Source organism: Brasilonema sp. UFV-L1 (genome assembly GCF_012912105.1).
Lineage (GTDB): Bacteria > Cyanobacteriota > Cyanobacteriia > Cyanobacteriales > Nostocaceae > Brasilonema.
Window position 1 is genome coordinate 1 of the sequence record NZ_QMEA01000168.1, and the last position, 13,526, is coordinate 13,526.

The following is a 13,526-nucleotide window of genomic DNA, read 5'->3' on the forward strand; positions in this document are numbered from 1 at the left end:
AACCCGCCCACGGCGCTGGCTCCTCCTGACTCCTTCACTGTGTACTGTTTTAATTTTTCTTCAAGAACTGGAGGTAGAAAGAGTGAATGCTAAATTTTATAAGTCACTCTTAAAAGCATCAGAAATCGGATTTATTTTTTTCTTTCTTATTTTTGCAGAAGCTGTTAATGTACCATCTGCAATTAAAGCTTCTATTCAATTAGCTAACTATCTTTTTGTTTTTATTTTAGTGATAGTTTGGAGGAAAAAAGTTGCTTATGTTATGACCAGAGATGTGTCTCTCACTCTATTAGTCTTAATAGCTCTTTTTTCAGTATTCTGGTCTGTAGATATATCTAGAAGTTTACGATTGCACATAGCATTAATTCGTGTCACTCTATTTGGAGTGTATTTAGCTACACGCTATTCAGTTAGGGATCAAGTGCGCATAATATCGTGGGTAGCTGGTCTATCAGTCGCTATAAATTTATTAGTTTGTGTAGCATTTCCATCCTATGGCATTGGAGACAATCCTAACAATCCAGATCCATACGCTTCATATTCAGTAGCGTGGATGGGTATCTATACATTCAAGCAATTTTTGGGACGCATGATGGCTTTAGCAGCTAGTGTTTTTTTAGTTCATCTTGTGAATAAGAAGAGTCATCGTTGGCTTGCACTAGTAGGTTTCGTTTTGTCAGTTGCTATTCTTCAATTTTCAGACAGTAGAACATATCTAGTAGCCATTGTTGTCTCTGCCTTTCTTTTACCTATCTACAAAATAGCAAAGCAGCGAGCTACTGCTCGAAAAATTCTTTTCTTTTTGGTTCTGGTTATTTCTATTGGTGCAGGATACTTAGTTTTGGCTAATTTACAAACTATAGCAACTAATCTTCTAGGTAAAGATGCCGAATTTAATGGACGTCTTCCTATATGGACTTTAGCAATTGAAAAGGTCATGGAAAGACCTTGGTTAGGGTATGGTTATGGAGCATTCTGGGGTTCTGATATTGGTGCTTCTATTGCTAATCAAACTTGGATAAGGAACTCTGATGTAGATCTACACACAGTTCATGCTCACAATGCTTTCTTAGAGATATCTCTACAACTAGGGTTAATTGGATTAACACTACTCATAGTTAATATTACCCAGGTGATCACAAGAGTATTTCAATTGCTCAACTTATTCAAAACCATTGAGTTTCTCTGGATGTTGGAATTTCTTGCAATTCAGTTAGTTGCTAGTATGAGCGAGCAACCAACTTATTTATCACCATTCAATGTGTACTGGATTTTTTATGTCATGATTGCCTGTTCGACTGCTCGCGAACTGAGTCGTTTGAAGCAAAAACAGCAAATTCATTTGTCTCAAATTGAGTCGTCATAGTCATTCAGATATGGGAATTTTGAATCTTGCTAGGTATACAGAACCTCGAAGCTTTGTTAGCCAGGCTTTGAATTGATATCGCTTTTTAAAAATCAAATAAAAATCCTATTGAGACTTATCTAAGTTTCAAAGTTAGTTATTCCGCTGAAAATTCTGAAACATGAGGACATAGAATAAAGATGAAAAGATATCCCAAAATATCAATCGTTACACCATCTTACAATCAAGGTCATTTTATAGAACTTGCCATTCAAAGTGTTCTTGAACAGAATTATCAAAATTTTGAACATATTATTTTAGATAATTGCTCTACGGATCAAACTCTAAAAGTCTTGAAAAAATATGATCATCTGACTTGGATATCTGAACCAGATAAAGGTCAAAGTGACGCCCTTAACAAGGGCTTTCGTATGGCAACAGGCGATATCATTGGTTGGCTAAATGCAGACGATAAATATTTACCTGGATGTTTCCAGAAAATAGCAAACTGCTTTGCTGAATATCCTGAAAGTGATATTGCTTATGGAGACTACCGTTGGGTAAATGAAAAAGGAGATGTTTTTCAATCTCGCAGAGAAATTGATTTTGACCCTTTTATACTGAAATATCTCCATATTTTATATATACCCAGTACATCTACATTCTTTAAACGTAGGATATTTGATGAAGGAAACTTTTTAGATACTTCTTTAAAATATGCAATGGATTATGAATTTTTTCTGAGATTAGAGCACAAAAAGTACAACTTCATTCACGTAAATTCTTATCTAGCAGATTTTAGGTGGCACACAGACAATAAATCTGTCACTGCTTTGGATAAACAAATTGATGAACTAGAGATTGCTTTATTACGTCATGATGATTTCCTGCGAAAAGTTCCAGCATCTGCGCGATCGCTTTTCAGAGAAATACTCAAATTAATGGCGCGCACAAAGCGTTACCTTCTAAAAGCAACGAAGGGCTATTACTTTAATCAATGGCAACGCCATGCTCTTGATTAAAATAAAGGAGTCTGATTATCGTGCGTATCTTAATCTTACATAATCGCTATCAAATTGGTGGTGGTGAAGATGTGACCATGCAAACAGAAAAAGCCCTTCTAGAGGCAAATGGTCACTCTGTAGCTTTACTGGAAGTCGATAATGATAATATTACGAGTCCTTTAGAAAAAGTTAAGGCTGCTGTCAACGCTATTTATTCTCTCTCATCAAAACAGTTAGTACTTGCAGAAATTGCCAAGTTTCAGCCTGATGTCGTCCATATACATAACTTTTTTCCACTGCTTTCGCCTTCAGTTCACTATGCCTGTCAGGAAGCGGGTGTACCAGTTGTACAAACGCTGCAAAACTATCGTCTTTTTTGTCTCAATTCCTATTTCTTTCGAGAGGGAAAGGTGTGTGAAGACTGTTTCGGAAAGTTTTTTGCTTGGTCAGGTGTTGTTCACGGTTGTTATCGCGGCAGCAAAACAGGTAGTGTTGTTGTTGGTGCCATGCAATCTGTCCACCGAATCATACAAACTTGGGACAAGGTGGTAGATGTCTACATCACCGTAACAGAATTTGCTCGACACAAGTACATTCAGGGAAACTTACCAGCCTCGAAGCTAGTAGTCAAGCCCAACTTCCTTTATCCCGACCCCAAACAGGGCAAGGGGCAAGGCAATTACGCTTTGTTTGTAGGCAGACTTTCACCCGAAAAGGGATTAAAGACGCTGTTTTTGGCATGGGAAAAACTTGCCGGAAAAATACCGCTCAAGATTGTTGGAGAAGGACCATTGTCCGATGAGGTCGCTTCAACAGCTCAAAGACTCACAGATGTGGAATGGTTAGGCAAGCAACCTAAAACTCGAGTCCTGGATTTGATGAAAGACGCTCAGGTTTTGATTTTTCCTTCTCTTTGGTATGAAGGTTTTCCTCTAGTCATTGTGGAAGCATATGCTGTGGGACTTCCGGTCATTGCGTCAAACCTTGGTAGTCAATCTTCCCTGATTGAACATGGTCGTACGGGTCTCCACTTTCGCCCTGGAGATCCAGAAGATTTGGTTGCACAAGTAGAGTGGGTTTTAACTCACCCAATCGCACTTGCTCAGATGCGACAAGAAACAAGAGCTGAATTTGAAGCTAAATACACGGCAGAAATAAATTACCAAATGTTGATGGATATTTATAAGCGAGTTGTGAACTGTAAGAAGTGAGTTAAAGATTCACAAATTCTACATACTAAAGTTTTTACACATCTCAAAGTCAAACAAATTAAGTCATCATGAATCATTACGATTTTTATCTGACAACCCTAGAAAAACTTCTTGCTCAGGGAATTTTGAATAAATCGATGAAGATTTTAGTAGTTTGTGGTGGTTCTGCCGACAAGGAGATGTTACTCAAAGCTGGTTTTGAAAAAGTAACTATTTCTAATGTTGATTCAAGACAAGTTGCTAAAGACTACGAACCCTACGATTGGTCTTTCCAAGACTGTGAAAATCTTTCATATTTGGATGAGACTTTCGATTTCGGCATTGTTCATAGCGGTCTGCATCATTGTGCTTCTCCTCATAAAGGATTGCTTGAATTATTTAGGGTTTGTAAAAAGGGCATTTTGGTATTTGAACCGAAAGATAACCTACTGGTACGCCTTGGAGTCAAGCTTGGTTTCGGTCAAGAATATGAAGTCGTCGCGGTAGCAGATAGTGATTGTCTTTATGGTGGAGTCAGAAATACTGCCATTCCAAACTATGTATACCGCTGGACAGAACGTGATGTCATCCAGACTATCAACTGTTATGCTCCGCAAGGAAATCACAAATTCATCTTCATCAATGCATTACGGTTACCCTGGTGGCGTTTAAAGAAGTTAGCAAGAAGAGATTTAGAGTTATGGATTCGCTTGTTGGAGCCATTTCTACAAGTTCTCAGTAAAGTTTTTCCCTGGTTCAATAATAATTTTGCTTTTGTTGTTTTGAAGGCGAGCATACCTGAAGATATACATCCTTGGCTAAAGCAAACGGGCGACAAAATAGAAACCAATCGTGAGTGGTTCAAGGCTAATTACACTAGCGTGAAATGATGACCTTGCAAGCAGAATTCAACTTATCTTGAGAGTGAAATATGGATGTTGCAATTATAACGGGTTCAGCAGGTTTAATCGGTTCTGAAGCCGTACGTTTTTTCGCCAAATTCGGTATGCATGTTGTGGGTATTGACAACGATATGCGTAAATTCTTCTTTGGAGACGAAGCGTCAACTACATGGAACCGTCAGATATTACAAGCAGAAGTGACAAACTACGAACATTATGACGTAGATATTCGAGACTATACAAAGGTAGAAAAAATCTTCAAACGCTTTGGCAACAACATATCGCTGATTATTCATACAGCAGCTCAACCTTCCCATGACTGGGCTGCTCGCGATCCTTTCACAGACTTTTCTGTCAATGCTAACGGCACACTCAACCTGTTACAAGCAACCCGTGACTATTGTTTAGACGCTTCATTCATTTTTACATCCACAAACAAGGTTTATGGAGATTTACCTAACTACTTACCTTTAGTGGAGCAAGAATTACGCTGGGAAATCGAGTCATCTCATAAATATGACTCAGGTATTTCTGAAGATATGAGCATTGACCAAAGTAAGCATTCTCTGTTTGGAGCTTCTAAAGTTGGTGCAGATGTTCTTGTTCAGGAGTATGGGCGCTACTTTGGCATGAAAACTGTGTCTTTTAGAGGAGGATGTCTAACTGGACCAAATCATTCAGGAACTCAACTGCACGGATTTTTAGCCTACTTGATGAAATGTGCAGTGACAGGCAAGCCCTATACCATATTTGGTTACAAAGGTAAGCAAGTACGTGACAATATTCATTCATCCGATCTGATTTCTGCGTTCTATGAATTTTATAAAAGTCCTGGTGTAGCTGCAGTCTACAACATCGGGGGTGGCCGTGAAAGCAATTGTTCAATGCTAGAGGCGATAAATATTTGCCAAGAAATTACGGGTAAACAGATGAACTACTCCTACACAGATGAAAACCGCATCGGTGACCACATCTGGTATATCAGCGATTTATCCAAGTTCAAAGCACACTATCCAGACTGGTCAATCAAATATGACATCCCGCAAATTCTGCGTGAAATTTACGAATACAACATCGAAAAGTGGACAAAAGAATGATTAACCAGGGCAAATATTCTATTTTGGGCATAAATATACATGCCGTAGACTACGATTTTGCAGTATCAACAATTGTTCGGGCTGCACAGCTAAAGCGCCCTTGTTCCGTCAGCGCTTTAGCTGTGCATGGGGTGATGACGGGTTTTTTAGATCCAGTTCATGCACGCCGATTGAATGGCATAGATTTGGTGGTACCAGATGGTCAACCTGTACGTTGGGCTTTGTGGTGGCTATATAAAAAGAAATTGCCTGATCGCGTTTATGGTCCTAATCTCACACTGCGCGTTGCTCAAGCTTTTGCCGAACGCGGATTATCGGTTTATCTTTACGGAAGCAAACCAGAAACTTTGAACAAGTTTGCACAAAATCTAATGCGCTCTTTTCCTAATTTAAAGATTGTTGGAATGGAGCCTTCAAAATTCCGCAGACTCAAGGCATATGAGCGCATAGAACTTGCAGAGCGAATTCAGACTTCAGGAGCAAACGCTGTTTTTTTGGGTTTGGGCTGTCCAAGGCAAGAAGTTTGGGCTTATGAATATCGCAATCTTTTGAATCTTCCCATCTTAGCGGTTGGTGCTGCCTTCGATTTTCATGCAGGTACTTTACCGCAAGCTCCAAAAATATTGCAAGATTATGGTTTGGAATGGTTGTTTCGCTTTGTTCAAGAACCCAAACGTTTATGGCAGCGCTATTTGTTACTCAATCCTCTGTATGTGTGGAATATATTTCTACAGTATTTAGGCTGGAAAAAGTTTATTCCAACTAGACCAAATGGTAGTGAAGAGATAGAGTCGTATGGATAGTTAATTGGGAATTCACATTATCCACTATACTCTTCTTTTTGTTTGCAAGAGAACATCGGAAGTTCCTTAGACACAAAGATTTCACAAGTCTATGTGAAAATATTGCGTTGTTACGAAAGCCATATTATGGACAGGAAGGAATTTGGATAATTTGGAAACATCTTTCTTTCCTCAAAGTGACAAAAAAGGAGACCTATGCTCAAAAACTGGAAGCTATTTAAGCGGCGCAATTTTCTGCTAGGTTTAGGAACTTTAGCAAGCACAGTCTTTTTTGCTACTGTCACCAAAAGATTCTCATTTGACAAGAAGGCTCAAGCTTCAAATAACCCAAATAGAGATTTTTCTGTGGTAGGTAATGCTCCTTTAAGTAAGCGAGCTGCAGTTAAAGGATTAACCTATGGAGCATTTCCGTCTTTTGGTTACAACACATTATCTCAAGATAAGCAGTTAGAGTCTACTTTCATTCGGGAGTGTGGTTTTGTAGTAGGGGGATTTTATTGGGCTAACATTCGACCTAGTGTCAGTACTTTTAATTTTGCTGAAACTGACTCTCTTGCCCGATTTGCGTCTAAGCATCGAATGCTCTTCCGAGGACATCCTTTAATTTGGGATAATGTTGTTCCTCAATGGTTAATTGATAAATTAGACAATCCCAATACTAAGTCTCAGGAAATTCAGAATATTTTCATCAACCATATATCAACGGTTGTCAAACGATATGCTGGAAAAATCCACTCCTGGGATGTGATTAACGAAGCAGTTGAACCAGATGATGGACGCACTGATAACTTACGAAAAACGTCGTGGTTAAAATTTTTGGGACCGAATTACATCGATCTTGCTTTTCGGACTGCCGCTAAAGCTGACCCTAAAGCCTTATTGGTTTACAATGACTTTGGAGTAGAGTATGACATTCCCAGCAATGAAGCCAAAAGAAAAGCTCTGCTAAAACTACTTGAGGGTTTGAAATCAAAAGGAACACCTGTTCATGCCTTTGGTATCCAGTCTCACCTCATAGGTCACGAAACTCGTTTCAATCCCAAAAAACTACGGAAGTTCCTAGCTGATATTGCCAGTCTTGGTCTCAAAATTCTCATTACTGAATTAGATGTCAGAGACGATAAGTTACCTGCAGATATTGCTGTTCGCGATCGCATCATTGCTAGTGCCTATGAAGACTATCTATCAGTTGTGCTAGATGAAAAAGCAGTGATAGCAGTATTAAATTGGGGATTCCATGACCGCTACACCTGGTATTCACAAGCGAATCCCCGAAGCGACGGTAAGCCACCGCGTCCTTTGCCTTTCGACTCAAACCTTAGACGCAAATTGGCATGGAATGCTATGGCAAGAGCATTTGACAAAGCTCCAAAACGTTAATTTCAATTCCTCATTAGAGTCATCAAAAACCACTCTTGCCCCTAATAGTAAGACTCTATGATTGCATACGCCAGATGTGTTTGACTTGAATCAAAACCAGCATCACAAGATACATATAAGGAGGGATAGAAATTGTGGCTTTAAAAACCTTATCAAAAGTACATTTTAAACCCGATTTACGCTCAGCCAGAGGCACAACAATACAGAGAGGCTTGGCTATCAGATTTCTGCGGATAGTCACACTTGTCTTTTTAGATGTTATTGCTCTGGTAATAGCATGGAGGTTAGCAGTCTTTTATGGAACTCCATTAAACTCTCCTTGGACAGAAAAAACATCTTTTTTACTACTAGTTTTAGCAGTTGAGATAGGAATTATTGCAGCACAAGAACTGTATAAAGCAGGTACTTATCGTCGTAACTATCCCAGTCTGATTAAAGCAGTTTCATTGTCAGAACTATTTATTTTACTCATTGCTTTTCTTTACGAACCAGAGAGCTATATCTCTCGTTCAACTTTTCTCATATTTTGGTTTTCGTCTGTAGCCTTCATCAGCACTGGACGCTGTATTTTTGATATGATCACGACACTTCTTCGTAAGAAAGGAGCAATTCGTTATCCCGTTTTTCTCATCTCTGACACAAAAGAGCAAGAGGAGCATATTCGGTTAATAGAGCAAGAAAATTGCTATACTGTACAGGGAATTTCTGACTCTAAGTGCCTTGACAGAGCTCACAGAGAAGAAACCTTGGAATCTCTTCGCAACCAAGGAATAGTAGAGGCTTTTGTTTCTTGGAATTCTATTAAGAATCGTCTCTATGTTTGCTGGCATTTTCACACAGCTGGTATTACTATCAGAATACTCCCGATACAAAGTACAGTTTGTCATCCTAAATCTGTGTTATGGATGATAGGTGAAGTTCCTTGTATGACTATTCCTGCACCTATTATTGCAGGCAGTGATTTTTGGGTAAAGCGGTGTTTTGACCTTTGCTGTTCGATTATTTTGTTACTGATACTCTCACCAGTTTATTTGTTAATTGCTCTGTTGATTAAACTGGATTCTCCTGGACCAATCTTCTTTAAGCAAGACCGGATTGGTCTACATAGCAAGAAGTTTAAAATTTGGAAATTTCGCACAATGGTAGCCGATGCGGAAAAAATGCAAAAAGCATTAGAAACAAAAAATGAAATCAAAGATGGTGTCTTGTTTAAACTAAAGAATGACCCTCGGATCACAAAAATTGGTAAAATTCTGCGACGTTATAGTCTAGATGAATTGCCTCAACTGTTTAATGTTTTACTTGGACAAATGAGTTTAGTTGGTCCACGTCCTCTCCCTATAAGAGATGTAGAAAAATTTCAAACAGCGCACTTTATTCGTCAAGAAGTGTTGCCTGGTATTACTGGATTATGGCAGGTTTCTGGTCGCTCCAATATTGATAACTTTGAAAACACAGTGAAATTAGATATTTCTTACATTGAAAATTGGTCGCTGTGGCTAGATTTGAAAATTTTGCTGAAAACTGTTCAAGTTGTCTTGCGGAAAACAGGTGCTTATTAAAGCATGTAAACTAAAAGCAGAAATTTTATCCTCCACATTTGGGAGGTTAATTCTGGAGATTTTGAGATTTTGCATAATTAAAGCATGATAAGGCTTTCAGCCGTTGCAACCCAAATTCCACAAAGTACGCTCGCCTCAGTTCAAAATGATGGTAAATTTAACCGAGAGCGAGCTATTCTCCCAAAGAAACTATAGCAACTTGTCTAAATGTCAAGATTGTGAATTTTCAAAAGAAGGTAGTGTATGCTCTTTAAACGTAAAATTTTTAAGAATTTGGGAATTGCGTTAATTTCGTTTTTGATTATTCATCAAATCCTATTTAACCAGATGAATAATCTTAGCGCCAACGGACAGGACAACAACTTTGCAAGACAGGGAAAAATCATTTATGTTAGCCCTGACGGTAAAGGGGATACCTGTACTGAAACAGCACCCTGCTCCCTGACAAGCGTGCAGCAGTATCTGCGTTCCATCAATACCTCGATGAACAGTGATATTACCGTCATTTTGAAAAACGGTATCTATTACCTGTCACAGACTTTTACTATTGGAGCACAAGACAGTGGCTTCAACGGGCATTCCATCGTCTTCCAAGCCGAAACATCCGGAAAAGTTCAACTTTCTGGCGGAAAGGTGATTACAGGATGGCAAAGCCAGGACGGAAAGATTTTTCAGACTGCGGTGGATAATCAGGATTTCCGGAGGCTGTTCATCGATGGTGTTGCAGCCATCCGCGCCCGACAACCAAATGCTGGCAATTATTTTCGTATTGTTGATTGGGATATAGCTAATAAAAAAATAGAAATAAAGGCAAGCGAGATCAATCGATTCGACAGACTCAGTGAAACAGAAATGATAGCTTTCAGACACTGGACTATCAACAGATTTCAAATGAAAGACTTTAGTATAAACGGGGACACTGCCTCTGTCGTGCCGCAAAATCCAGGCAGAGAGTTGGCTTTTATAAGCAATACTCAATTCCTGGAACCAGGACTCTCATATTATTTTGAGAATGCTTATGAATTTCTGGACAGCGAGGGAGAGTTTTATCTCGATAAACAAGCAAACATCTTGTATTACATACCCCGCTTTAGCGAAGATTTGTCCCGAACAACTGTTATTGCTCCTCGTCTTGACCACATCGTGAAAATTGCAGGAACTGCTGAAAAACCAGTACAGAATATCGCTTTTGAGGGCATCGTTTTTGAGCATGCGAACTGGACAAGACCTTCGCAAAGAGGATTTATCGGCATGCAGGCGGGTGCGGAAGTTAGCACTACGGACGTATGGGGCGATACAACGATGATTGCAGGGGTAGAGGTGTCTGACGCGCAAAACGTCAGCTTTGAGAAATGTACCTTCCGTAATATGAGCGCCTCAGCCATTAACGCTTCTACCAATATTGAAAACCTCTCGATTACGAACAGTCATTTCGAGAATTTAGGCGGACAGGGCATTGTTATCGATACCCTTCTAGACTGGGAACCTGCAACAGCGACGATTCGCAACGTTACGATTAAGAACAATACCCTTACTGCCCTCGGTCAAGACTATCTGGGTTCGGTAGGAATTTTCGCTGGTTTTGTCGAAAATATGACTGTTGAAAACAATAAACTGTGGAATCTCCCTTACACAGGTATCAGCATCGGCTGGGGATGGATCAATGATATCAACAGGCTAGTGGGCAACGTTATCAGGAACAACGAAATTTACAACGTCATGAACACTCTTGATGATGGAGGTGGTATTTACACTGTGTCCAACCAGGATAATACCTTAATTGAAAATAATTATATTCATGACCTTGCCCGCTCTAGGTGGACCCCAAACTATCCGATTGTTGGCATTTATCTAGATCAGGGAAGCGGAGGAATTACGGTCAGAGGAAACACAATCGATAATGTTCCCGTGCCTATCTATACCCACTATTCTCAGAACAACAACCTTATCGAGAATAACCGGCCGAACGACGTGACCGATAAAAATAAGTCCTGAGAGGTTTCCCAAACCACTGACTAAACACTGTCAGGTAATGATTTTGGTAGCACAGTCGGTAAGTGCTGAATTTCACATTCCGCAAGTGAGTGAGCAAAAAAGATAATATTTTGTTACTCACACCTGCGGAATGTGCGGAATGTAGGTTATCCACCGACTTCTTCACTGTTTGAATTATTTCCAAAGCTTGAATCTATCAAAGTAAACATTTCCTATTCTAGATTTCTGCTTTTCTTCAAACTTTTTTCTTCAAACTTATATTGCACTTTTAAAAGACTGGTTAAGCGACTGAAGCAATTGGGTCATTGAGTGACTCTTGAACTTCAATTGTCTATTTCAGTCGCTAAATGTGGTTAGATTTTCAAGTTAGTATTCCTTCTAGGAGTCAGTTTTCTGTGCGATTTTTGTCAAGGTTTGAGTTTTTCTGTGTTAGTGCTAGTTATGAGCAATTGCACAAGTATGATCTACCTGTAGGCGACTTGTGGAGTAGCCCAAACATTTTTGATCCTTTGACCATAGATAACAGGCTGATCGTTACCCGTTGCACCCACAGTCTTGCCATCATAGGCAACTGTTACCAAGGGCCATTCTTCTTCACCCAATTCGCCAGCACGAAACAGCACCTGATCAGGGTGAGTTTGACTCCAACCTAACAACACAGCAATCTCGTGCTTAAGTTCTTCTTGTGAAGGAGTTACATTCTCAGAGCGATTTTGTTCTCGATCCCAAATGACTGCATAATCTGTGACATCAGAAGTGTTCATCGCCCCTTCAAACTTGCGTGCTAAAAAGCGATCGCCTTTTTGTGACCAGCTAACAGGAACTAATACTGCAATCGTTCCTTGTGTATCGCTTGGCAAAGAAACCTGCTGAACCTTTAACAGAGGATCATTAATCGGAGCTGTTGAACTGATCACTCGTAACTTCTTAGTTTGCTTATCTTCTACAAACAGAACGCTAGTTACGCGACTATTGTGCATTTGTGGTTCGACTTGTAGTTGTACACGGCTGTACATGGCATATCTACCGTCTGGAGAAATCACAGGCATACTACGGTAGTAACGCACTCCAGAAATTCCCTTGGAACCAATAGCATCTTGGGTCGCTTGTATCCAAGCCCAAGGAATAGGATGAGGACTTCCTACTGGATCTTGCTGTACGCCTTGAGCGTCTTGTGCTGGTTGTTCTACAACAGTCACTGCTGTTAACTTTTGTTGTCCTTTTTTGAGAGACTCATTTTTAACTGCTTCTAATGTTTTAGCAGTAAGCACTTCCCCAGAAGCAGAGCTATTGTTCATTGCCAAAGCTAGAACTTTAGAGGCTTTTAATCGTTGCACTAAATCCTGTTGATTCGCTACTATCTCGTTTGATACCGACTCCGATTCTTGCGTTGGTGGTGCGATCTCAACTCCTGTCAATGGTTCATGATTCGGCATTTGAACAGGCGCAGAATTATCTTGTACAGTCGAACTCTCTATGTTATTTGTTTGTTCATCTATTTGTATTTGCGGTTGGGAAATCGCACCTAAAGACATCGGTATGGAGTGAGATTTTTCTGTCAAAGAGTTCGTTGGCGCTGCTTTTGATAGTGAAATCAAATTAGCTTCATCAACAGTAGCCGTCGCCTTTAACACGGAATCTACCGCTACAGATTCGGACTCTATTGTTACGGAAGGTACTTTAGCTACTTGCGTTTGTTGTGCCGAAGTCGTGTGCTCTGATGATGCCATTAAGGGCGCAATCAGCATCGCAAAAATACAGTATTTAAAAAATGGTTGTACACGTAACCATCCAGACAGCATGAGGTGTTTAAGCATTTGTTGACTTCCTAAAGGGCGGTTGCTGTGTGAAGAGCAATGCTTATACAGCAATAGGGCAGGCTATCATTATATGTATAACAAGGAACTACCAGTTCTAACGAAATAATTTACTCAAATTTCGTATACTTTTACAAAATTGAGTATTTTGTACTACGCATTCTGGCCACAGGATTTTTAGGAGAATACGCAAAGCAAGCTGTCATTTGGCTTAGCTGTTAGAATTGATTGCCTTTGATTATGCTCATACTACACTACAGATACCGATAACGGTATAAGTATGGCATTACTACAAAAATTTGCAAACTTATTTTGTAACTGGGTTGGGCAAACCCAGCCTACGGCTAACTCAAGCATTACCGCTAGATTGTTAGCTTTGACATACCCCCCTTGTTGAAACGAAGGGGATTCAAAAAGGTTGTTCCACAACA

At 39.7% G+C, this 13,526-nt stretch carries 11 protein-coding genes; 9 read left to right on the top strand and 2 right to left on the bottom strand.

All coding sequences use genetic code 11. From position 1 onward, the window contains the following. The 9 genes from DP117_RS30090 to DP117_RS30130 all read left to right on the top strand — a co-directional run. Window positions 1-1,366, top strand: a 1,366-nt coding sequence (locus DP117_RS30090; protein ID WP_211176422.1) for an O-antigen ligase family protein, incomplete at its 5' end; no start/stop codon positions are given. Window positions 1,367-1,545: 179 nt separating this feature from the next. After that, window positions 1,546-2,367, top strand: a complete 822-nt coding sequence (locus DP117_RS30095) for a glycosyltransferase family 2 protein (protein ID WP_169221869.1) — start codon at window positions 1,546-1,548, stop codon at window positions 2,365-2,367. Window positions 2,368-2,387: 20 nt separating this feature from the next. Further along, entirely contained in the window at window positions 2,388-3,560 is a 1,173-nt protein-coding gene (locus DP117_RS30100) for a glycosyltransferase (protein ID WP_169221870.1), read from the top strand. A gap of 68 nt (window positions 3,561-3,628) precedes the next feature. Continuing rightward, window positions 3,629-4,429 (top strand): methyltransferase domain-containing protein, encoded by an 801-nt coding sequence (locus DP117_RS30105; RefSeq protein WP_169221871.1) that lies wholly within the window; start codon window positions 3,629-3,631, stop codon window positions 4,427-4,429. 41 nt (window positions 4,430-4,470) lie between these two features. Then, window positions 4,471-5,538: an NAD-dependent epimerase/dehydratase family protein gene (locus DP117_RS30110; protein ID WP_169221872.1), complete on the top strand. Its 1,068-nt coding sequence runs from the start codon at window positions 4,471-4,473 to the stop codon at window positions 5,536-5,538. After that, window positions 5,535-6,341, top strand: coding sequence for a WecB/TagA/CpsF family glycosyltransferase (locus DP117_RS30115; protein WP_169221873.1), 807 nt, complete (start codon window positions 5,535-5,537; stop codon window positions 6,339-6,341). Before DP117_RS30110 ends, DP117_RS30115 begins: the two co-directional genes overlap by 4 nt. Before the next feature lie 195 nt (window positions 6,342-6,536). Next, window positions 6,537-7,721: an endo-1,4-beta-xylanase gene (locus DP117_RS30120; protein WP_169221874.1), complete on the top strand. Its 1,185-nt coding sequence runs from the start codon at window positions 6,537-6,539 to the stop codon at window positions 7,719-7,721. A 134-nt stretch (window positions 7,722-7,855) separates the two neighbouring features. After that, window positions 7,856-9,283 (top strand): sugar transferase, encoded by a 1,428-nt coding sequence (locus tag DP117_RS30125; protein ID WP_169221875.1) that lies wholly within the window; start codon window positions 7,856-7,858, stop codon window positions 9,281-9,283. Between the two features lie 243 nt (window positions 9,284-9,526). Beyond that, window positions 9,527-11,278 (top strand): right-handed parallel beta-helix repeat-containing protein, encoded by a 1,752-nt coding sequence (locus tag DP117_RS30130; RefSeq protein ID WP_169221876.1) that lies wholly within the window; start codon window positions 9,527-9,529, stop codon window positions 11,276-11,278. A 464-nt stretch (window positions 11,279-11,742) separates the two neighbouring features. Here DP117_RS30130 and DP117_RS30135 read toward each other — a convergent pair whose 3' ends face one another. Both DP117_RS30135 and DP117_RS35650 read right to left on the bottom strand, forming a co-directional pair. After that, window positions 11,743-13,095: a hypothetical protein gene (locus DP117_RS30135; RefSeq protein ID WP_169221877.1), complete on the bottom strand. Its 1,353-nt coding sequence runs from the start codon at window positions 13,093-13,095 to the stop codon at window positions 11,743-11,745. 249 nt (window positions 13,096-13,344) lie between these two features. Further along, window positions 13,345-13,526 (bottom strand): hypothetical protein (locus tag DP117_RS35650; protein WP_211176423.1); only part of this gene is annotated, 182 nt, incomplete at its 5' end.

Bases quoted from the DNA above. Each gene is read 5' to 3' on its own strand.
- DP117_RS30105 (WP_169221871.1), top strand. From the start codon at position 3,629: ATGAATCATTACGATTTTTATCTGACAACCCTAGAAAAACTTCTTGCT.
- DP117_RS30120 (WP_169221874.1), top strand. From the start codon at position 6,537: ATGCTCAAAAACTGGAAGCTATTTAAGCGGCGCAATTTTCTGCTAGGT.
- DP117_RS30135 (WP_169221877.1), bottom strand. From the start codon at position 13,095: ATGCTTAAACACCTCATGCTGTCTGGATGGTTACGTGTACAACCATTT.
- DP117_RS30095 (WP_169221869.1), top strand. From the start codon at position 1,546: ATGAAAAGATATCCCAAAATATCAATCGTTACACCATCTTACAATCAA.
- DP117_RS30110 (WP_169221872.1), top strand. From the start codon at position 4,471: ATGGATGTTGCAATTATAACGGGTTCAGCAGGTTTAATCGGTTCTGAA.
- DP117_RS30130 (WP_169221876.1), top strand. From the start codon at position 9,527: ATGCTCTTTAAACGTAAAATTTTTAAGAATTTGGGAATTGCGTTAATT.
- DP117_RS30115 (WP_169221873.1), top strand. From the start codon at position 5,535: ATGATTAACCAGGGCAAATATTCTATTTTGGGCATAAATATACATGCC.